General features: G+C 73.4%; 16 protein-coding genes. 12 read left to right on the plus strand and 4 right to left on the minus strand.

Going from position 1 to position 20,482, the window contains the following annotated elements; translation table 11 throughout:
• Nucleotides 1–8: 8 nt before the first annotated feature.
• From nuoL to H7X46_RS00945, 5 genes are all read left to right on the plus strand, one after another.
• Nucleotides 9–1,970, plus strand: a complete 1,962-nt coding sequence (nuoL, locus tag H7X46_RS00925) for an NADH-quinone oxidoreductase subunit L (RefSeq protein ID WP_370588552.1) — start codon at nt 9–11, stop codon at nt 1,968–1,970.
• Nucleotides 1,970–3,613 (plus strand): NADH-quinone oxidoreductase subunit M, encoded by a 1,644-nt coding sequence (locus tag H7X46_RS00930; protein WP_186357595.1) that lies wholly within the window; start codon nt 1,970–1,972, stop codon nt 3,611–3,613. The genes nuoL and H7X46_RS00930 overlap by 1 nt, the downstream gene beginning before the upstream one ends.
• On the plus strand, nt 3,610–5,226 hold the full coding sequence (gene nuoN, locus H7X46_RS00935; protein WP_186357596.1) for an NADH-quinone oxidoreductase subunit NuoN: 1,617 nt from the start codon (nt 3,610–3,612) through the stop codon (nt 5,224–5,226). Before H7X46_RS00930 ends, nuoN begins: the two co-directional genes overlap by 4 nt.
• A gap of 48 nt (nt 5,227–5,274) precedes the next feature.
• Complete coding sequence (locus H7X46_RS00940) at nt 5,275–6,252, plus strand: polyprenyl synthetase family protein (protein WP_186362364.1); 978 nt, start codon at nt 5,275–5,277, stop codon at nt 6,250–6,252.
• A 273-nt stretch (nt 6,253–6,525) separates the two neighbouring features.
• Nucleotides 6,526–8,838, plus strand: coding sequence for a hypothetical protein (locus H7X46_RS00945; RefSeq protein WP_186357597.1), 2,313 nt, complete (start codon nt 6,526–6,528; stop codon nt 8,836–8,838).
• Nucleotides 8,839–8,924: 86 nt separating this feature from the next.
• On the opposite strand, the gene H7X46_RS00950 is transcribed toward H7X46_RS00945, so the two are convergent.
• The 3 genes from H7X46_RS00950 to H7X46_RS00960 form a co-directional block, all read right to left on the minus strand.
• Nucleotides 8,925–9,986, minus strand: coding sequence for a 2-oxoacid:ferredoxin oxidoreductase subunit beta (locus tag H7X46_RS00950; RefSeq protein ID WP_186357598.1), 1,062 nt, complete (start codon nt 9,984–9,986; stop codon nt 8,925–8,927).
• On the minus strand, nt 9,983–11,902 hold the full coding sequence (locus tag H7X46_RS00955; protein ID WP_186357599.1) for a 2-oxoacid:acceptor oxidoreductase subunit alpha: 1,920 nt from the start codon (nt 11,900–11,902) through the stop codon (nt 9,983–9,985). The genes H7X46_RS00950 and H7X46_RS00955 overlap by 4 nt, the downstream gene beginning before the upstream one ends.
• A 127-nt stretch (nt 11,903–12,029) precedes the next feature.
• Nucleotides 12,030–12,791, minus strand: a complete 762-nt coding sequence (locus H7X46_RS00960; protein ID WP_186357600.1) for an enoyl-CoA hydratase — start codon at nt 12,789–12,791, stop codon at nt 12,030–12,032.
• 129 nt (nt 12,792–12,920) lie between these two features.
• Between H7X46_RS00960 and htpX the strand changes: the two genes are divergently transcribed.
• The 7 genes from htpX to H7X46_RS00995 all read left to right on the plus strand — a co-directional run bounded on the left by htpX (nt 12,921) and on the right by H7X46_RS00995 (nt 19,867).
• Complete coding sequence (gene htpX, locus H7X46_RS00965; protein WP_186357601.1) at nt 12,921–13,778, plus strand: zinc metalloprotease HtpX; 858 nt, start codon at nt 12,921–12,923, stop codon at nt 13,776–13,778.
• Between the two features lie 118 nt (nt 13,779–13,896).
• Complete coding sequence (locus H7X46_RS00970; protein ID WP_222131156.1) at nt 13,897–14,898, plus strand: ABC transporter substrate-binding protein; 1,002 nt, start codon at nt 13,897–13,899, stop codon at nt 14,896–14,898.
• 67 nt (nt 14,899–14,965) lie between these two features.
• Nucleotides 14,966–15,952 carry an ABC transporter permease gene (locus tag H7X46_RS00975; RefSeq protein ID WP_186357602.1) on the plus strand — a complete coding sequence of 329 codons (987 nt, stop codon included), beginning with the start codon at nt 14,966–14,968 and terminating at the stop codon, nt 15,950–15,952.
• 4 nt (nt 15,953–15,956) lie between these two features.
• Nucleotides 15,957–16,973: an iron chelate uptake ABC transporter family permease subunit gene (locus tag H7X46_RS00980; RefSeq protein ID WP_186357603.1), complete on the plus strand. Its 1,017-nt coding sequence runs from the start codon at nt 15,957–15,959 to the stop codon at nt 16,971–16,973.
• A complete protein-coding gene (locus H7X46_RS00985) occupies nt 16,970–17,725 on the plus strand; it encodes an ATP-binding cassette domain-containing protein (RefSeq protein ID WP_186357604.1) in 756 nt (251 codons plus the stop codon). Before H7X46_RS00980 ends, H7X46_RS00985 begins: the two co-directional genes overlap by 4 nt.
• 93 nt (nt 17,726–17,818) lie before the next feature.
• On the plus strand, nt 17,819–18,361 hold the full coding sequence (locus H7X46_RS00990; protein WP_186357605.1) for a hypothetical protein: 543 nt from the start codon (nt 17,819–17,821) through the stop codon (nt 18,359–18,361).
• 21 nt (nt 18,362–18,382) lie between these two features.
• Nucleotides 18,383–19,867, plus strand: a complete 1,485-nt coding sequence (locus H7X46_RS00995; RefSeq protein WP_222131157.1) for an amidase — start codon at nt 18,383–18,385, stop codon at nt 19,865–19,867.
• Here the strand turns inward: H7X46_RS00995 and H7X46_RS01000 are convergent.
• Entirely contained in the window at nt 19,864–20,427 is a 564-nt protein-coding gene (locus tag H7X46_RS01000) for a TetR/AcrR family transcriptional regulator (protein WP_370588553.1), read from the minus strand. The two genes, H7X46_RS00995 and H7X46_RS01000, sit on opposite strands and share 4 nt — an antisense overlap.
• Nucleotides 20,428–20,482: the final 55 nt, after the last annotated feature.

The following is a 20,482-nucleotide window of genomic DNA, read 5'->3' on the forward strand; positions in this document are numbered from 1 at the left end:
GCCCGCGCGTGACTCAGCTCCCCGTCCTCCTCGCGCAGGCGGCCGAACCCGCCCCCGCGACCGGCGCCGCGTCGCTGGCCTGGCTGCTGGTCGTGCTGCCCGCGGCCGGCGCGCTGGTGCTGTTCCTGGCCGGCCCCCGCGCCGACCGCGCAGGCCCCTGGATCGGGGTCGGCACCGTGGCGGCCGCGTTCGCGGTCGGCGTCGTGATCTTCACCGAGACCCTCGGTCTGCCGCCGGACGCCCGGACCCGGGAGCTCGCGCTCTACGAGTGGATGTCCGCCGGTTCGCTCAGCGTCGACTTCGCGTTCCGGCTCGACCCGCTCTCGCTGACGTTCGTCCTGCTCATCACCGGGGTCGGGGCGCTCATCCACCTCTACTCGGTGGGCTACATGAGCCACGACCCGCACCGGCGCCGGTTCTTCGCCCAGCTGAACCTGTTCGTCGCGGCGATGCTGGTGCTGGTCCTCGGCAACAACTTCGTGCTGCTCTACCTGGGCTGGGAGGGCGTCGGCCTGGCGTCCTACCTGCTGATCGGCTTCCACCAGGACCGCCCGTCCGCGGCGACCGCGGCGAAGAAGGCGTTCCTCATGAACCGGGTCGGCGACGTCGGCCTGGCCATCGCGATCTTCCTGCTCTGGCTGGAGCTCGGGACCCTGCAGTACACGGAGGTCTTCGCCCGGATCGGCGAGGTGCCCGGCGGCACCGTCCTGGCGATCACGCTGCTGCTCCTGCTCGGCGCCTGCGGCAAGTCCGGCCAGTTCCCGCTGCAGGCCTGGCTCCCGGACGCGATGGAGGGCCCGACCCCGGTGTCGGCGCTGATCCACGCGGCCACCATGGTCACCGCGGGTGTCTACCTGATCGCCCGCGCCGCGCCGATCTATAACCTGTCCGAGACCGGACGCCTGGTCGTCTGCCTCGTCGGCGTCGTCACGCTGATGATCGGTGCGATCGTCGGCTGCGCCTACGACGACATCAAGAAGGTCCTGGCCTACTCCACGGTCAGCCAGATCGGGTACATGATCCTGGCCGTCGGGCTCGGGCCGGTCGGGTACGCGCTGGGCATCCTGCACCTGCTCACGCACGGCTTCTTCAAGGCCGGGCTGTTCCTCGGGGCCGGGTCGGTCATGCACGCCATGAACGACGACGTCGACATGCGGCGGTTCGGCGGCCTGTGGCGCAAGCTCCCGGTCACGTTCGTGACGTTCGGCCTCGGCTACCTGGCGCTGATCGGCTTCCCGTTCCTGTCCGGCTACTTCTCCAAGGACGCGATCATCGAGGCCGCGTTCGGCCAGGGCGGCTGGCAGGGCTGGGTGTTCGGCGGGCTGGCCACCCTGTCGGCCGGCCTGACCGGCTTCTACATGACCCGGCTGATGCTGATGACCTTCTTCGGGGAGAGCCGCTGGCAGGACCTGCGGTCCGCCGACGGCCGGGAGTACCACCCGCACGAGTCCCCGGTGACGATGACCGCGCCGATGATCGTCCTGGCGTTCGGCTCGGTCCTCGCCGGCGGCCTGCTGTACGGGATGCTGCCCGGCTGGCTGGCCCCCTCGGTCGGCGAGCGGGTCGAGGCCGGTCACGGCGTCGTGCCGCACGCGGCGATCCCGTGGCTGGTCGTCGGTGTCTCGCTGCTCGGGGTGCTGGTGGCGTACCTGGTCGTCGGGCGCCGGCCGGTCCCGGTGGAACGCCCGCAGCGGGTGTCGCCGGTGGTCGCGGCCGCCCGGGCCGACCTCGGGGCGAACGCGTTCAACGAGACGTTCCTCGAGCGGCCCGGCATCTGGCTGACCCGGCTGCTGGTGTTCTTCGACAACCGCGGGATCGACGGCCTCGTCAACGGCACGGCCGCCGCGCTCGGCGGCAGCTCCGGCCGGCTCCGCCGGCTGCAGACCGGGTTCGTCCGGTCGTATGCACTCTCGATGCTCGGCGGCGGGGTCATCATCGTCGCGGCGATGCTGGCGGTGAGGTTCGCGTGATGGTCGATCCGATCGTTCCCGGGTCCGGGGGGAACCCGTTCCTGCTGGTCCTGCTGCTCGTGCCGGTCCTCGGCGCGCTCGTGATGTACCCGCTGCGGCACAACGTCGGTGTGGCCAAGGCGGTCGCGATGGCGACGGCGCTGCTGGAGTTCGTGCTCGTCGTCGTCGCCTGGGGGATGTACTCGATCCCCGCCGCGGCGGCCGGCACCCGCTTCCAGCTCGAGTACTCGCTGCCGTGGATCCCGGCGTTCGGGACGCACTTCGCGTTCGGCGTGGACGGCATCGCGCTGTCGATGATCGCGCTGACCGCGTTCCTGGTGCCCGGCCTGATGCTGTTCGCCTGGGCCGAGAAGCTGCCCGAGGGGCGGTCGGCGGCCGGCTACTTCGCGCTGCTGCTGGCCACCGAGGCGACGCTGGTCGGCGTCTTCGCCGCCACCGACGTCTTCCTGTTCTACGTGTTCTTCGAGGCCATGCTCGTGCCGATGTACTTCCTCATCGGCCGCTTCGGCGGGCCGCGGAGGCAGTACGCGGCGGTCAAGTTCTTCCTGTACTCGCTGCTCGGCGGCCTCATCATGCTGGCATCGCTGATCGGCCTGTACGTGACGAGCGCCGAGCAGCTGGGCCGGGGTACGTTCACCTGGGCCGAGCTGCAGGCGATGGCGGCCGGGACGCCGACGTCCACCCAGATCTGGCTGTTCCTCGGCTTCTTCGTCGCGTTCGCGATCAAGGCGCCGCTGGTGCCGTTCCACACCTGGCTGCCGGACGCGGGCGCCGAGGCCCCGATCGTCGGCGCGGTGCTGCTGGTCGGCGTGCTGGACAAGGTGGGCACCTACGGGTTCCTGCGGTACCTGCTGCCGCTGTTCCCGCAGGCCAGCCAGGTCCTCGCACCCGTGGTGCTGGTGCTCGCCGTCGCCGGCATCATCTACGCGGCGCTGCTCGCGGTCGGCCAGAACGACATGGGCCGGTTCGTCGCCTACACCTCGGTGGCGCACTTCGGCTTCATCGCGCTCGGGGTGTTCGCGTTCTCCGGGCAGGCGTTCGCCGGCGCGACCCTCTACATGGTCAACCACGGCCTCTCGACCGGGATGCTGTTCGTGATGGTCGGCGTGCTGATCAGCCGGGGCGGGTCGCGCCTGATCTCCGACTACGGCGGCGTCCAGAAGCTCGCCCCGGTCATGGCCGGGTGCCTGCTGCTGGCCGGGATGTCGTCGCTGGCGCTGCCCGGCACGAACTCGTTCGTCTCCGAGTTCCTCGTGCTGGTCGGCTCGTTCCCGAACGCGCCGGTGTTCACGGTCATCGCCACGGTCGGGATCATCTTCGCCGCGCTGTACGTGCTGTGGTTCTACCAGCGCACGATGCAGGGCCCGGTCCGCGGTGACGCGGTGTTCGCGGCCCTGGAGCGCGGCGGTGCGGGCGGCCCCGGCTCGATGATCGACCCGGCGGTCGCCGCGGAACGCAAGGGGACCGGGTTCCCGGACCTGACCGGCCGCGAGATCGGCGTGCTGGCCCCGCTGATCGTCGCGATCGTCGTGCTCGGCTTCTACCCGGCGCCGGTCCTCGATCTGCTCAACCCGTCGGTGACGGCGACCATGCAGGAGGTCGGCCTGCCCGACCCGGTGCCCGCTGGAGGGATCGTCCGATGAGCCTGCCGACTCTCCCGGCGCAGGTGCCCACGCAGATCGAGATGCCGCCGATGGACTGGGCGGCGTCCGCGCCGTTGTGGATCGTGTTCGCCGGTGCCTGCGTCTCGGTGGTGCTGGAGGCGTTCCTGCCGCGGCACCAGCGCTGGCCGGTGCAGGTGCTGTGGACGGCGCTCACCCTGGTCGCGGCGCTGATCGCGCTGGCCGGGTACGCGCTGTCGGCGCCGGAGCCGGTGCTGACGTTCGGCACCGCGCTGGCCGTGGACGTGCCGTCGCTGTTCCTGTGGGGCACGCTGATCGTGCTCGCGATCCCCAGCCTGCTCCTGCTGGCCGACCGGTCGGTGGAGCCGGGCGGGACGTTCGTCGCCTCGGCCGCGGAGCGGGCCGCCGCCCGGGCCGGGGCCGGCGGTGCGGCCGGGGGCCCGCCGGAGCACGTCGACCGGTCGTACGGGACGCCGGACCAGACGCCGACCATGCAGACCGAGCCGTTCCCGTTCGTGCTGTTCGCGCTCGGCGGCATGATGGCGTTCGTCGCGGCCAACGACCTGCTGACGATGTTCATCGCGCTCGAGGTGCTGTCGCTGCCGCTGTACCTGATGTGCGGCATGGCGCGGCGCCGGCGGCTGCTCTCCCAGGAGGCGGCCGTCAAGTACTTCCTGCTGGGTGCGTTCGGCTCCGCGTTCTTCCTGTACGGGATCGCCCTGCTGTACGGCTACGCCGGCTCGGTCCGGCTCGCCGAGATCTCCGGGGCCGCCGCGGGCACCCTCGCCTCGGACACGCTGCTGTTCGCCGGGCTCGCGCTGCTGCTCGTCGGGCTGCTGTTCAAGGGGTCGGTGGCGCCGTTCCACACCTGGACCCCGGACGTCTACCAGGGTGCACCGACGCCGGTCACCGCGTTCATGGCCGCGTGCACCAAGGTCGCCGCGTTCGGCGCGATCGCCCGGGTGCTCTACGTGGCGTTCGGCAGCACCGTCTGGGAGTGGCGGGGCGTGCTGTGGGTGGTCGCGGTCGTGTCGATGGTCGTCGGCGCGGTGCTCGGCCTCACCCAGACCGACGTGAAGCGGATGATCGCGTACTCGTCGATCGCGCACGCCGGCTTCCTGATGCTCGGGGCCATGGCGCTCACCCCGGACGGCACCGCGGGCCTGCTGTTCTACCTCGTGGCCTACGGCTTCACCACCGTCGCGATCTTCGGTGTCGTGTCGCTGGTCCGCACCGCGGACGGCGAGGCGAGCCACCTGTCGCAGTGGGCCGGGCTGGCGAAGCGCTCCCCGCTCACCGCGGGGATCATGACGTTCCTGCTGCTCGCGCTCACCGGCATCCCGCTGACCAGCGGGTTCACCGCCAAGTTCGCGGTGTTCTCGGCGGCGTTGGCCGACGGTATGGCGCCCCTGGTCGTGATCGCGCTGGTGGCCTCGGCGGTGGCGGCGTTCTTCTACCTCCGGGTGGTCGTGCTCATGTACTTCAGCGATCCCGTCGAGGGCGGGCCGACCGTCGTCGTGCCGGGGGCGTTCACCACGGTGGCGATCACGCTGGGGACGCTCGCGACGCTCGTCCTCGGGATTCTTCCCACACCCGTGCTCGAATGGGCCGCCAGCGGCGCGTTCGCCGGCTGACATTCGTACGCTGTGGGGGTGGAGACACAGAGCGTGGCCGGGGTCCGGATGGCCGATCCGGCTCTGGCCGAGGCCACGGCGGACGGGCTCAAGCGGGTCGAGGACCTGCTGCACCGCGAGGTGCACAGCGACTACGAGTTCGTCACGGAGACGTCGCTGCACCTCATCGACGCCGGTGGCAAGCGGTTCCGGCCGCTGTTCACGCTGCTCGCGGCGCAGGTGGGGCCGCATCCCGAGCGGGACGACGTCATCACCGCGGCCGCGGTGGTGGAGCTGATCCACCTCGCGACGCTGTACCACGACGACGTCATGGACGAGGCCGCGATGCGGCGCGGCGCCGAGTCCGCCAACTCGCGGTGGGACAACTCGATCGCGATCCTCACCGGTGACTTCCTGTTCGCGCACGCGTCCCGGCTGGTGGCCGACCTCGGCCCGGACGCGGTCCGGATCATCGCCGAGACGTTCGCCCAGCTCGTCACCGGGCAGATGCGGGAGACCCGCGGCCCGCGGGCGTCCGACGACCCGGTCGAGCACTACCTGCGGGTCGTCGCCGAGAAGACCGGATCGCTGATCGCGACGTCCGGCCGGTACGGCGGGATGTTCTCCGGCGCGCCCGCCGAGCACGTCGAGGCGCTGCGGCGCTTCGGTGACGTCATCGGGACCGCCTTCCAGATCTCCGACGACATCATCGACATCGCCAGCCCCGCGGGCGACTCCGGCAAGACGCCGGGCACCGACCTGCGGGAGGGCGTGCACACGCTGCCGATGCTCTACGCCCTGCGGGACGGCGACGACTCGCCCGGGTCGCGGCGGCTGCGGCAGCTGCTGGCCGCGCCGATCACCGACGACGCCGAGGTCGCCGAGGCCCTCGACCTGCTCCGCTCCGGGGACGCGCTGGCCAGGGCCCGGGAGACGGTCGCGGGCTACGCCGACCGCGCCCGCGCCGAGCTCGCGGTCCTGCCGGCCTGTCCCGCGATCGAGGCCCTGCGCACCCTGACCGACTACACGGTCGAGCGGGTCGGCTGACAGCTCCGGGCGCTCCACCGCCCGGAGGGTGCCACCGGCCGGGCTTTGTTCCGGGGTCTACCGCCCTCGCGTCCCACACCCCGGGGCCGGACGTCGCACTCCGGGGCCGGGCGCGTCGCGCGACACGGCGGCCGCCGGCCGTCGCGTCGGCGTCCCCCGAACCGGCACCATGATCCGATGCGGACACGGGCGCGCGAGCGCCCGGAACCCGTGCCCGATCCGTGATATCAAGCACTGCGCCCGGGAGGGTCCCGGGCGGACGGAGGTCCGGTCATGGGCTGGATGTGGATACTGCTCGCGATCGTGGTCGTCCTGGTGGTGGCCGGGCTCCTGGTGGCCCGGGCGCGCGGGAACGCCGGGCGTGCGGGCACGACGGCCGATCCCGCCGCCGACGGCACCGGCGCACCCGACGGCCCCGGCCACGCCGCCGGCGCATTCGACACGGCCGGGACGATCGACCCGGCCGCCGCGGCCGCCGGGGCGCACACCCCTTCCCCGGACTCCGTCCCGGCCGAGCACCGGGATCCCCGTCCCGACGAGCGCGGGCCGGCGCCGGCCGACCGCGCAGGTTCCGAGGCGGCCGGGCCGCAGGACCGCACCCGTCCCGCGGGAGCCGCCGGTGCGCGGGACAGCGCCGCCGGGACGGCCGGGGCGTCGGCGGCGACCCCGGCCGGAGTACCCGCAGGTGGCGCCGGAACCGACCAGCCCCCGGACTCGACGGCGGACCGGGCGGGTGGCTCGGCGGCGGGTGAGGCGGACGCTGGGGGTGCTGCCACGGTCGATCGGCCGTCGGGGTCCGGGGTGGCCGCGGACGGTCCGGACGGCGCCGCGCGGACCGGTCGTCCGGACCGGCCCGGATCGGCCGGTGTCTCGGCTGTCTCCACCGGATCGGCACGTGTCTCGGGTGCGGTCGGCGCGTCCGAGACAGCAGGCGCGGCCGGCGATTCCGGAGCGGCCGGCGCCCCGGGTGCGGGGGGCGAGCCCCGGCCACCGGGCACCGCGGGTGAAGCCGGCACGTCCGGTGGGGCGAGCTCTCCCGGCCGGGCCGGTGCGGCGGAGACCTCCGGTGCGGCGACCCCGGCCGATGCGCCCGACGCGGAGCGCGCGACCGGCGGCAGGCCCGGACGGGCAGGCTCCACCGGTGAGGTGGACCCGACCGGGACCGCGGACGCGGCGGAGGCGGCCCGTGGAACCGCCGCGGAGGACACGTCGTCCGATGGCACCGGCTCGGCGGGCCGGGCGCGCACGGCCGCCGCTGACGGCGGCGGCCCGGTGAGTGGCGCCGCGGGGCACGCACCGACGAGCACGCCCACGGCCGGGCGCGCGGGCACGGAGGCCGGGGGAACCGCCGGCACGGAGGCGGGAAGTGCCACCGGCGCGGACGTCGGACGCGCTGCCGGCGCGGCGGCGGGCAGCACCGCCGGCCCGCACGGGGGACGCGCTGCCGGCCCGGAGGCGGGACGTGCTGCCGGCCCGGAGGCGGGCAGCGCTGCCGGCGCCGAGGCCGGGGGCCCCGCGGGCACGGAGGCAGGAAGCACCGCCGGCCCGGACGCCGGGGCACCGGATGCGGGTGGCACGTCCGGCGGGAACCGCTCGGCCGCGGGCGGTGCGACCCCCGGCGCCGGTGTCGCTGCTGCCGGCGCGCTCGGTGCGGCGGGCGCGATCGCCGCCACCAGGACGACCGGGGAGGCCGGTTCGGCCGATGCCCCGTCGGGCGCGCGCTCGGCGAGCACGGGCTCCGACGTCGGCGACCCGTCGGGCGTGCGGCCGGGGAGTGCTGGCACCGAGACCGGCGACTCGTCGGGCGCGAGTCCGGGGAGTGCGGGCTCCGAGGTCGACCAGTCGGGCGTGAGGCGGGGAAGCGCGGGCTCCGGGGCCGGCGACCCGCCGGGCGTGCGGTCGGGAAGCGCGGGCTCCGAGGTCGGCGCCCCGTCCGGCGCGAGTCCGGGAAGCGCGGACGTCGAGCCCGGCGACCGCGGTCCGGCCACGGGTACCGCGGGCGCGGTGCCGGCGAGTGCGGACGCGGCCGGGAACCCCGCGCGTACGGAACCCGGCGGTGCGACCGGTCGCGCGGACCACGCCGCTCAGGGCGGGCACGACGGGGCGGCCACCGACGTCCCCGGACCCGGTACGGCCACGACCGGGCCCGCGCGGGAAACCGGCGACGAACCCGTCACGACCGGCCGTCACGCGCTCCGCGAGGACGGCGAGCCCCGGCCGCTGAGCCAGGCCGAGCCGTCGGAGCCGTCACGCACTGCACCGGCCGGAACGGGGGAGCGCAGGCCCGCGACCGGAGGGTCGGCGCTCGCCTCGCTGGACTCGGGCCTGATCGGGCCGACGGCGTCGTCCGAACCGCTGCCGGAGGGCGTCCGCCCGGGCCCCTACCTGGGGTCGGTGCTGGCCCCGGCCGACGGGTCGGAGCCACCCGACACGCATCGGGTCAAGGTGCACAGCGGGTCGCGCCGCTTCCACACGCCCGAGTCGCCGTACTACGTCCGGACCCGCGCCGATCTCTACTTCACGGGCGAGGACGAGGCCCGGGCCGCCGGGTTCATCGCCTGGCACGAGCGCCCCGGCGCGCGCTGACCGGTCCCGCCCGACTCGGTGATCGACCGTTGTGGAGTGCAGCGTTCGCGACGCGAGCGCTGCACTCCACAACGAGTGATCATGGCTTAGAGGATGGTCCAGGTGTCGCGGCCGTTGATGAGCGCCTGCAGGTCGGCGCCGGGCTTCGCCTCGACGGCCTCCCGGACCTGGGCGCGGGCGGCGTCGTCGTAGGTCGTGCGGGCGACGTCGCGGAACACCCCGGTGACGGTGTGCGTCAGGTCCTGGTCGGACAGGCGCGACAGCGCGAAGGCGAGCTCGTGGTCACCCGCGTCGTGCACGACGATCTCGGACGGGTCGACCGTGTCGGCCTCGACGACCTTCAGCCCGAACCCGTCGCGGACGACGGCGTGCGAGCCGTCGGGCCCGAACCGGATCGGCTCGCCGTGGGTGACGGGGATGAGCCGGGTGGCGTTGTCGCCCTTGCGCAGGACGTCGAAGCTGCCGTCGTTGAAGATCGGGCAGTCCTGGAAGATCTCCACCAGCGCGGAGCCGCGGTGCTCGGCCGCGGCCTGCAGCACCGCCTGCAGGCTCTTGCGGTCGGAGTCCAGCGCGCGCCCGACGAAGGTGGCCTCGGCCCCGAGGGCCAGCGAGATCGGGTTGAACGGGTGGTCCAGCGAGCCCATCGGGGTCGACTTGGTGACCTTGCCGACCTCGCTGGTGGGCGAGTACTGGCCCTTGGTCAGTCCGTAGATCCGGTTGTTGAACAGCAGGATCTTGATGTTGATGTTGCGGCGGAGCGCGTGGATCAGGTGGTTGCCGCCGATCGACAGGGCGTCGCCGTCACCGGTGACGACCCAGACCGACAGGTCGGGCCGGGTCGTGGCCAGCCCGGTGGCGATCGTCGGGGCGCGCCCGTGGATGGAGTGCATCCCGTAGGTGTTGAGGTAGTACGGGAACCGCGAGCTGCAGCCGATCCCGGACACGAAGACGGTGTTCTCGCGGCGGATGCCCAGGGTGGGCAGGAACTGGCGGACCGCGGCCAGCACGGCGTAGTCACCGCAGCCGGGGCACCAGCGGACCTCCTGGTCGGAGGTGTACTCCTTGGCGGTCTGCTTGGCGTCGGTGGTCGGGACCCCGTCCAGGCCCCCCGAGCCGATGCCGGGGAGGCCGAGGTCGGTGGCGGTCATGCCTGTGCTCCAGTGATCTCGGTGGCGGCTTCCGGGTGGGTGCCGGTCAGGTAGTCGAGGAACACGTCCTGCAGCTCCTCGGCGCCGAACGGCAGGCCGGCCACCTTGGTGTAGCTCTTCACGTCGACGAGGTGCTCGGCGCGCAGCAGCATCGCCAGCTGCCCGAGGTTCATCTCCGGGCACAGCACCGTGCGGTAGCGCCCGAGGATCTCGCCGAGGTTGGCGGGCATCGGGTTGAGGTGCCGCAGGTGGGTGGTGGCCACCTTGTGGCCGAGCTTGCGCACCCGGCGGGCGGCCGCGTTGATCGGGCCGAACGTCGAACCCCAGCCGATGACGAGCATGTCGGCGTCACCGTCGGGGTCGTCGACGGTGAGGTCCGGCACCTCGACGCCCTCGATCTTGGTCTGGCGCAGCCGGACCATGCGGTCGTGGTTGTCCGGGTCGTAGGAGATCGAACCGCGCCCGTCGGCCTTCTCCAGCCCGCCGACCCGGTGCTCGAGCCCCGGCGTGCCGGGGACCGCCCACGGCCGGGCCAGGGTCTCGGTGTCGCGCAGGTAGGGCCAGAACTCGCCGGAGCCGTCGGGGGCGTTCGGCTCGGTGGCGAAGTCCGGGTCCACGGTCGGCAGCGAGGCGACGTCGGGGATCTTCCACGGCTCGGAGCCGTTGGCCAGCGCACCGTCGGACAGCAGCATCACCGGCGTCCGGTACTTCACCGCGATCGCCGCGGCCTCGACGGCGGCCATGAAGCAGTCGCCCGGGGTGGCCGGCGCGATCACCGGCAGCGGGGCCTCGCCGTTGCGGCCGTGCAGGGCCTGCAGCAGGTCGGCCTGCTCGGTCTTGGTCGGCAGCCCGGTCGACGGCCCGCCGCGCTGGACGTCGATCACCAGCAGCGGCAGCTCCAGGGCGACGGCCAGGCCGACGGTCTCGGCCTTCAGCGCCACACCCGGCCCGGACGTCGTCGTCACGCCCAGGGCGCCGCCGAACGCCGCGCCCAGCGCGGCACCCACGCCGGAGATCTCGTCCTCGGCCTGGAAGGTGGTCACGCCGAACGCCTTGTGCTTGGACAGCTCGTGCAGGATGTCCGACGCCGGGGTGATCGGGTAGGTCCCGAGGAACACCGGCAGCGAGGTGGTGCGGCCGGCGGCGATGATGCCGTAGGCCAGCGCGGTGTTGCCGGTGATCTGCCGGTAGGTGCCCGGGTCCAGCTGCGCGGGGGCGACCTCGTAGGTCACCGCGAACGACTCGGTCGTCTCCCCGTAGGCGTGGCCGGCGCGGAAGGCCAGGATGTTGGCCTCGGCCAGCTCCGGGCGCTTCGAGAACTTCTCCCGCAGGAACCGCTCGGTCGACTCGCTGGGCCGGTGGTACATCCACGACAGCAGGCCGAGGGCGAACATGTTCTTCGCCCGCTCGGCGTCCTTCTTCGGCAGCCCCGTCTCCTCCAGGGCACCCCGGGTCAGCGTCGCCATCGCGACACCGTGCACGGCGTAGGGCTCCAGCGAGCCGTCCTCGAGCGGGTTCTCGGTGTAGCCGACCTTGGTCAGGTTCCGCTTGGTGAACTCGTCGGTGTTGACGATCAGCACCCCGCCCTGGGGCAGGTCGCCGATGTTCGCCTTGAGCGCGGCCGGGTTCATCGCGACCAGCACGTCCGGCCGGTCACCCGGGGTGAGGATGTCGTAGTTCGCGAAGTGCAGCTGGAAGCTGGACACGCCGGGCAGCGTCCCGGCGGGTGCGCGGATCTCGGCCGGGAAGTTCGGCAGCGTCGACAGGTCGTTGCCGAAGTTCGCCGTCTCCGAGGTGAACCGGTCCCCGGTCAGCTGCATGCCGTCACCGGAGTCACCCGCGAACCGGATCACCACGCGGTCGCGCTGGACGACCTCGGAGTCGGGCGCCTCGACGGAGGTGTCGCTGGTGGTCATGGGCAGATCGGCCCCCGGATCTCCTCGAAAATGGGTGCTCACACGAGATTAACCCGCGGTTCGGACGGGCGTCCCGCCGCCCTGTCGCACGTCACAGCAGGACAGCAGGGCGAAAAAGTGAACCCGCTCACTTCTTGCTGATCCTCTTCTGGAGGGCGGCGACCCGTTCGGCGAACGCCGCCGTCCGCACGGTCTCGGCCTGGGCGCGGACCTCGATCTCGGTCGCGTCGGCGTGCGCGTCCAGCCTGGACGTCACCCGCATCGTCTCCTTCGTCGTCGTGATGAGGTCGCGCGGGGCCGCGGCGGCCCGCCCGGCCAGCTCCATCGCCCCCGCGTGCAGGTCCTCGTCGGTGTCGTAGGCGCGCCAGGCGAGCCCGGCCCGCTCGGCCTCGCGGGCGTCGAGGACGTCGCCGAACAGCGTCATCGCCGCGGCGCCCTGGGCCCCGAGTACCCGCTGCGCCATCCATGTGAACCCGCCGCCGGGGTGCAGTCCGAGCTGCATGAACCGCACGTCGAACCGGGCGGTCGGGCCGGCCAGGCGCACGTCGCAGGCGAGGGCGAGGTTGATGCCGGCGCCGACCGCGGGGCCGTTCACCGCGGCGAGGGTGGGCAGCGGCGACGAGGCGACGGCGAGGAAGCCGGAGTACACCTGCTTGAGCCGGCCGGGGTCGGCCCCCTGCAGCTCGGCCAGGTCACCGCCGGCGCAGAACGCCGGCGGCTCGCCGGTGATGACGATCGCGCCGACCTGATCGTCGGCGTTCGCGGCGTCGACGGCGTCGACCAGCTTCCCGGACAGCTCCAGGTTCAGCGCGTTGCGCCGCGCCGGGTTCGACACGGTGAGCACCGCGACGCCGTCGTTGACCTCGGACCGGACCTCGATGTCGCTCATGACCTCCGATCATGCACGTCCGGATGGCCTCCCTGCACGGGGCTCGGGTCACACGTGGGAACGCCGCGCCCGCGTCGCCCGTTCAGCAGGTGGACGGCCGCAGGACCGCACGGGAAGGGTGAGGGCGGCGTGCACAGTCACATGAACGGCCTGAAGACGGCCGTGCTCCTCGGCGCCATGAGCGCCCTGATCCTCGCGATCGGCGGGCTGATCGGGAGCCGCACGGGGCTGGTCGTCGCGCTGGTCGTCGCGCTCGGGATGAACGGCTGGGCCTACTTCAACTCGGCGAAGCTGGCGCTCCGCTCGATGCATGCCCAGCCGATCACCGAGGCCGAGTACCCGCAGCTGTTCCGGGTCGTCCGCGAGCTGAGCCAACGGGCCCGCCAGCCGATGCCGGCGCTCTACATCAGCCCGACCGACGCCCCGAACGCGTTCGCCACCGGCCGCAACCCCCGCCACGCCGCCGTGTGCGTGACGACCGGGCTGCTGCAGCTGCTCGACGAGCGCGAGCTGCGCGCCGTGCTCGGGCACGAGCTCTGCCACGTCCACAACCGGGACATCCTGATCTCCTCGGTGGCCGGCGCGATGGCGTCCGCGGTGAGCTTCATCGCCAACTTCGCCATGTTCGCCGGCATGTTCGGCGGCGGCGACGAGGACCGCCCCAACCCGATCGCGATGATCCTGATCGCGCTGCTCGGACCGGTCGCGGCCGGTGTCGTGCAGATGGCGGTCAGCCGGTCCCGGGAGTACCAGGCAGACGCCTCCGGTGCCGCGCTGACCGGGGATCCCCTGGCGCTGGCCTCGGCCCTGCACAAGCTCAAGTACGGCACGGCGGCGGCGCCGCTCCCGCCGGACCCGCAGCTCACCTCGCAGTCACACCTGATGATCGCCAACCCGTTCCGGCCCGGGGAGAAGGCGGCCCGGTGGTTCTCCACCCACCCGCCGATCGAGGACCGGATCGCGCGGCTGCAGGCCATGGTCCGCTGACGCGGCGGGTACCCCTGCGCTCCCTGCACCAGGGGGTTGCTTTTGCCTGGCTTTTACTTAGGATGCGCTTAGCTAAGTAAATGTCGACGGGTAGGCGTCCCGTCAGCGAGGAGCATCCGTGAGCAGCAGTACCCGCCGTCGCGTGGGCATGATCGTCGTGGGACTCGGCGCCGTCGTGACGCTGGCCGCCTGTGGAGCAGGCCCGGCAGCCGACGCCCCGGCCGCGGCCGGGACCGTCGAGGTCACCGACAACACCGGCACCGTGCGGGTGCCGTCCCCGGCCCAGCGGGTCGCCGCGACCGACAACCGGGCGTTCCGCACGCTCGAGCAGTGGGGGATACCGCTGGTCGCCGCACCGGTCCCGCTCCTGACGCAGGAGAGCAGGTACCGCAACGATCCCGCGGTCGCGGACCTCGGGACGCACCGCGAGCCGGACTTCGAGGCGCTGGTGGCGGCCAACCCGGACGTGCTCGTCAACGGGCAGCGCTTCGCCGACAAGGCCGCCGAGATCCGCGGGCTCGTCCCGGACGCCGCGGTCGTCACGTTCGACCCGGACGAGGCGAAGCCGCTCGACGAGGAGCTCGTGCGGCACGTCCGCGGGCTGGGCGCGACGTTCGGGCGGGAGGCGGACGCGCAGGCACTCGCCGACACCCTCCACGCCTCGGTGACCCGGGCGCGGGAGGCCTACGACCCCTCGCAGACGGTCATGGGCCTGCTGACCTCGGGCCGCACCATCTCCTACGTCGCACCGGGCACCGGCCGGTCGATCGGTCCGGTGTTCGACGTCCTGGGCCTCACCCCGGCGTTGGCGGCCCCCGCCGACGACGCGTCGCACGGCGACGACATCAGCGTCGAGGCGATCGCCGCGGCGCAGCCGGACTGGCTGTTCGTGATGGACCGCGACGCCCCGTTGGCCTCCCGGGGCGGCGACTACGTCCCGGCGAAGGACCTGATCGAGAACTCGCCGGCGTTGCAGAACGTGCCCGCCGTCCGCAACGGCCAGATCGTGTACCTGCCGTCGAACTTCTACCTCACCGAGGACATCCAGGCCTACACCGAGCTGTTCGAGGCCGCCGCTGACGCGTTCGCGAAGGCGCCGGCCGGCCGACCGGCGTCCTGACACCACCCGGCTCGCCCGGCCCGCGGAGGCCGGGCGAGCCCGTCGTGCGCGCCGGAGGTCGCCGCACATGCCCACCACCGACTCCCCGCCGGCCGCCCGCCGGCACCGGCGACCGCGGACGCTGCCGTTCGTGGCCGCGGCCCTCGGAACCACCGCGCTGCTGGCGCTGTCGCTGACCGTCGGTGCCTACGACGTGTTCGGCGGTGACGACGGCACCGCCATGTTCGGCATCACCCGCGTCCCGCGCACGGTCGCGCTCGTGCTCGCCGGTGCCGCGATGGCGATGTCCGGGCTGGTCATGCAGCTCCTGACGCAGAACCGCTTCGTCGAACCGACCACCACCGGCACCACCGAGTGGGCCGGGCTCGGCCTGCTGGCCACGATGATCGCCTTCCCGGGCGCGCCGGTGACCGCGCGGATGGCCGGGGCCGTCGCCGCCGCGTTCGCCGGCACGCTGGTGTTCTTCGCGGTCCTGCAGCGGGTGTCGCTGCGGTCGTCGCTGATCGTCCCGATCGTCGGGATCATGCTGGGCGCCGTCGTGGGGTCGGTGTCCACGTTCGTCGCGCTCAGCACCGACATGCTGCAGAACCTCGGGATCTGGTTCGCCGGCAGCTTCACCTCGGTGCTGCGCGGCCAGTACGAGCTCCTGTGGATCGTCGCGCTGGTGACGCTCGCCGCGTTCCTGGTCGCCGACCGGCTGACCGTGGCCGGGCTGGGCAGGGAGATCGCCACCAACATGGGTGTGAACCATCGGGCCGTGCTGCTCACGGGGACCGCGATGGTCGCCGTGGTGACCGGGGTGACGACGGTGGTCATCGGCGCGCTGCCGTTCCTCGGCCTGGTCGTCCCCAACGTCGTCTCGCTCTGGCGGGGTGACGACCTGCGCAGCAACCTGCCGTGGGTGTGCCTGCTCGGCGTCGCCGTCGTGACGGTGTGCGACCTGGTCGGGCGCACGGTCGTGATGCCGTTCGAGGTGCCGGTGTCGCTGGTCCTGGGCCTGGTCGGGGCCGTGGTGTTCGTGTTCCTGCTGCTGCGGCAGCGCCGCCGTGGCTGAGCCGGTGACCGCGCCTCCCGCCCGGCGGACCGGGCCGCTGCGCGACCGGCGGCACGCCGTGCGCTACTGGACGATCACGACCGTCCTCGCCGCCCTGTCGGTCACCTTCCTGGTCCTCCTGCTGACCTACGGCAACCGGTTGCCGGTCGGCTCGGCCGGCTTCTGGCGGATCGTCGAGATGCGGGCCGGCGACGTCGTCGTGATCGTCGTCGTCGCGCTGTGCCAGTCGTTCGCCACCGTCTGCTTCCAGACGGCGACGAACAACCGGATCGTCACCCCCTCGATCATGGGATTCGAGGCGCTGTACGTCGCCGTGCAGACCGCGGCGATCTTCCTGTTCGGTGTGGCCGGTCTCGCGCTGCTGGCCGGCCCGGTCCAGTTCCTGCTGCAGGCCGGGCTGATGGTCGGGTTCGCCATGCTGCTCTACGGCTGGCTGCTGTCGGGCCGGTTCGCGAACCTGCACGTCATGCTGCTCGTCGGCGTGGTCATCGGCGGTGGCCTCGGCTCGTTGTCGGCGTTCCTGCAGCGGCTGATCACGCCGAGCGAGTTCGACGTCCTGTCCGCACGCCTGTTCGGCAACGTCTCGAAGGCGCACACCGAGTACCTGGGCTACGCGATCCCGATCGTGCTGCTCGCCGCCGGCTTGCTGTGGTGGCGGGCGAAGCGGCTCGACGTCGTGGCCCTGGGCGGCGACACCGCCCACGCGCTCGGGCTCGACCACCGCCGCGAGCAGCGCCGCATCCTGCTCCTGGTCGCCGTGCTGATGGCTATGACGACCGCGCTGGTCGGCCCGATGACGTTCTTCGGTTTCCTCGTCGCCACGCTCGCCTACCAGCTCGCCGACACCTACGACCACCGTTTGCTGCTCCCGACGGCCTTCCTCGCCGCGGTGACGGTGCTCGCGGGCGCCTACGTCGTGCTCCGGCACGTCTTCGCCGCGCAGGGCGCCGTGACGATCATCATCGAGCTGGTCGGCGGGTCGGTCTTCCTCGTGTTCCTGCTCCGGAAGGGCCGCCTGTGATCACGCTGTCCGACGTCACCAAGACCTACGGGACGGAGGTCTCGATCGGGCCGGTCGACCTCACGATCCCGGCCGGTGGGGTGACCGCGCTCGTCGGCCCGAACGGCGCGGGGAAGTCGACCGTGCTGACGATGATCGGCCGGCTGCTGCAGCCGGACCGCGGCACCATCGAGGTGGGCGGGCACGACGTGCGGCGGACCGCCTCCTGCACGATCGCCCAGATCCTGTCGATCCTGCGGCAGGAGAACCATTTCGTCACCCGGCTCACCGTCCGCCAGCTGGTCGGGTTCGGCCGGTTCCCGTACTCGCAGGGCCGGCTCACCGTGGACGACGAGCAGCACATCGACGCCGCGATCGAGTTCCTCGACCTGGTGGACCTGCAGGACCGCTACCTCGACCAGCTCTCCGGCGGCCAGCGCCAGCGCGCCTACGTCGCGATGGTGCTGGCCCAGGACACCGAGTACCTGCTGCTCGACGAGCCGCTGAACAACCTCGACATGCAGCACTCGGTCCAGATGATGCGCCGGCTGCGCCGGGCTGCGGACGAGCTGGGGCGCACCGTCGTCGTCGTGCTGCACGACATCAACTTCGCCGGGCACTACGCCGACACCATCTGCGCGATCGAGGACGGCACGATCTCGGTCGTCGGTCGGCCCTCGGAGATCATGACCGGGGAGGTGCTGTCCCGGGTCTTCCGGACCGACGTGTCGGTGGTGGACGGACCGCGGGGGCCGCTGGCCGTCTACTTCTGACCGCCGCCCGCGCGAGGTCGCGGATTCGTAACGCCCGCGGGTCCCGCACGCGATCTACGGGGTAGCGGAGCTCCCCCCTGTGGAAGAGGACCCATGAGCCAGACGCCAGGTCGCAAGCCGCGACACGCGCTGTCCGACACCGGACCGTCCGTGCCCGCCCGGAGCGGGCCGCCGGACCCCGACGCGCGAGGGGACGAGCTGTCGTACGAGGGCACCGGCCGGTTGAGCGTGCCGGAGCAGCAGACCACCTCGCCCGGCGCCGGGTCCCCGGTGACGGCCGTCCCGCACCCCGCGCCGGCCGGGGACGACCTGTCCGGGGACGCGCCGACCCAGGCCCTGCCGGTCGTCCCGCGGCCCCGGGACGCCGACGCTGGCCGCGGGTACCCGACGGCGGTCACGGTCGCCCGCCTGCCCGAGCCGTTCCGCCCGGCACCCGTGCACGGCCTGGCCGCGGCCCCGGCGAGCAGCAGCGGGTTCCGGCTGCCCGACCTGCCGCCGACGGTGCGCCCCATGCTGCCGGCCGTGCTCGGTGCGGCGACCGCGCTGATCCTCGCCCTCGGCGTCGTCGCCGGGGTGAACGGTGCGCCGGACCCGGTGCCGGCCCCCGCGCCGCCCGCACCGGTGTCCAACCCCTGACCGGTCTGCTTCGATCACCCCATGGGGATCGGGTGGGAGGACTACCGCAGGCACGACGCCGTCGGCCTGGCCGGGCTGGTGGCAGCCGGTGAGGTGAGCGCAGCGGACCTCCTGGAGGCGGCGATGGCCCGCGCGGACGCCGTCGAGCCGGCGATCAACGCGATCCGGTACCGGATGACCGATCTCGCCCGTGCCCGGGCCCGCGGCCCGCTCAGCGGGCCGTTCGCCGGGGTCCCGTTCCTGGTCAAGGACCTGTCCCAGCACATTGCCGGGGTCCCGACGGGGTGCGGGTCGCGGCCGCTGGCCGGGCACCCGCGCGCGGAGACGTCCACGGTGGTCCGCCGCTGGCTGGACGCCGGGCTGGTGGTCTTCGGCCGGACGGCGACCCCCGAGTTCGGTGCCCGCGCGGTGACCGAGCCGGTCGCCGGCGGCCCGACCCGCAACCCGTGGGACCCGTCCCGCACCCCGGGCGGCAGCTCCGGTGGCTCGGCCGCGGCGGTCGCGGCCGGCGTCGTCCCGGCGGCCGGCGCGAGCGACGGCGGCGGGTCGATCCGCATCCCGGCCGCCGCCTGCGGCCTGTTCGGGCTCAAACCGGGCCGCGGCGTCGTCCCGTCCGGACCGGAGGTCGCCGAGGGTTTCCACGGCGCCGCCGTCCAGGGCGTGCTGTCCCGGACGGTGCGCGACTCGGCCGCGCTGCTGGACGTGATGGCCGGTCCGGCGCCCGAGAGCCCGTACCACGTCCAGCGTCCGGACCGCCCGTACGCCGACGCGGTGCGCGACGACCCGGCACCGCTGCGGATCGGGCTCACCGCGGCGTCCCCGCTGGGCGGCGCGGTCGACCCGCAGGCCGTCGCCGCGGCCACCGACGCGGCGGAGCTGCTGACCTCGCTCGGGCACGTGGTGGAGGAGTCGGCACCGGCCGTCGACGGTCGCGCGCTCGCCACCGACTTCCTCACCACCTGGTTCGCGATGGTCGCCGCCCAGGTGGAGGGCGCGATGGCGCTCACCGGCTGCGGTGAGGAGGAGTTCGAGACCGAGACCCGGGTCATGGCCGCGATCGGCCGGGCGACACCGGCGTCGGCCTACCTCGGTGCGCTGGGCCGCTGGCAGGTCCACACCCGCGCGCTGGCGGAGTTCCACGAGCGTTACGACCTGCTGCTCACCCCGACCCTGGCCCGGCCGCCGTGGCCGATCGGGGAACTCGACCTGGCCGGCCCGATGAAGCTGGCCGCGAAGGGCCTGCTGTCGGCGCGGGCGGGCGCGTTGCTGGGGCGGCTCAACCTGATCGAGGGCATGGTCGACGCGAACTTCGCGCCGGTCCCGTTCACCCAGCTGGCGAACCTGACCGGCCGCCCGGCGTCGTCGGTGCCGCTGTACCGGACCCCGGACGGGCTGCCGGTCGGCGTCCAGTTCGTCGGGCGGCCCGGGGCGGAGCCGCAGCTGCTGGCGCTGGCCGCGCAGCTGGAGCGGGCGCGTCCCTGGGCGCACCGGCAACCCGGGCTCTAGATCAGGCGGACCAGCTCCCGTACCCGGGCGCGCTGGGTCGCCGGGGCGGCCGGGGAGTGGTGCAGCAGCCCGTCGACGGCGTGTACGACCGTCCGCGCCAGCTCGGCGGGGTCCGCGCCGCCGGGGCGACGGGACAGGTGGAACGCGACCTCCCGGACGCAGTCCTCGCGCAGCGCGTCGACGGCCGCGACGCCGTCGGGGGTGCGGGTCGCGAAGGCGGCGAACAACGCGTGCAGCCGGGGGTGGTCGGCGTGCAGCGCGACGGCGGTGTCGGCGATCCGCAGCACCGCCGTGGCCGGGTCCGGCGGGTCGGCGCGCAGCGCGGCGAACTCGGCGTCCAGGGTGGACCGTGCCGCGGCGACGTGCCGGGTGACGAGCGCGTCGAGCAGCGCCTGCTTGTGCGGGAAGTACTGGTACAGCGACCCGATCGAGATCCCGGCCCGCTCGGCGACCCGGTTGGTCGTCGCGCCGAGGCCGGCCCGCTCGAAAACCTGAGCAGCCGCCGTCAGGATGATCTCCACGGTCTCGCGGGACCGGGCCTGACGTGGGGTTCTGCGCACGCTGCGGCCTCCGTGTCGATGGCGCGTATGCGAGTTGTCGCGGGCCATCCGACCA

The organism is Pseudonocardia sp. C8, assembly GCF_014267175.1.
Classification (GTDB): domain Bacteria; phylum Actinomycetota; class Actinomycetes; order Mycobacteriales; family Pseudonocardiaceae; genus Pseudonocardia.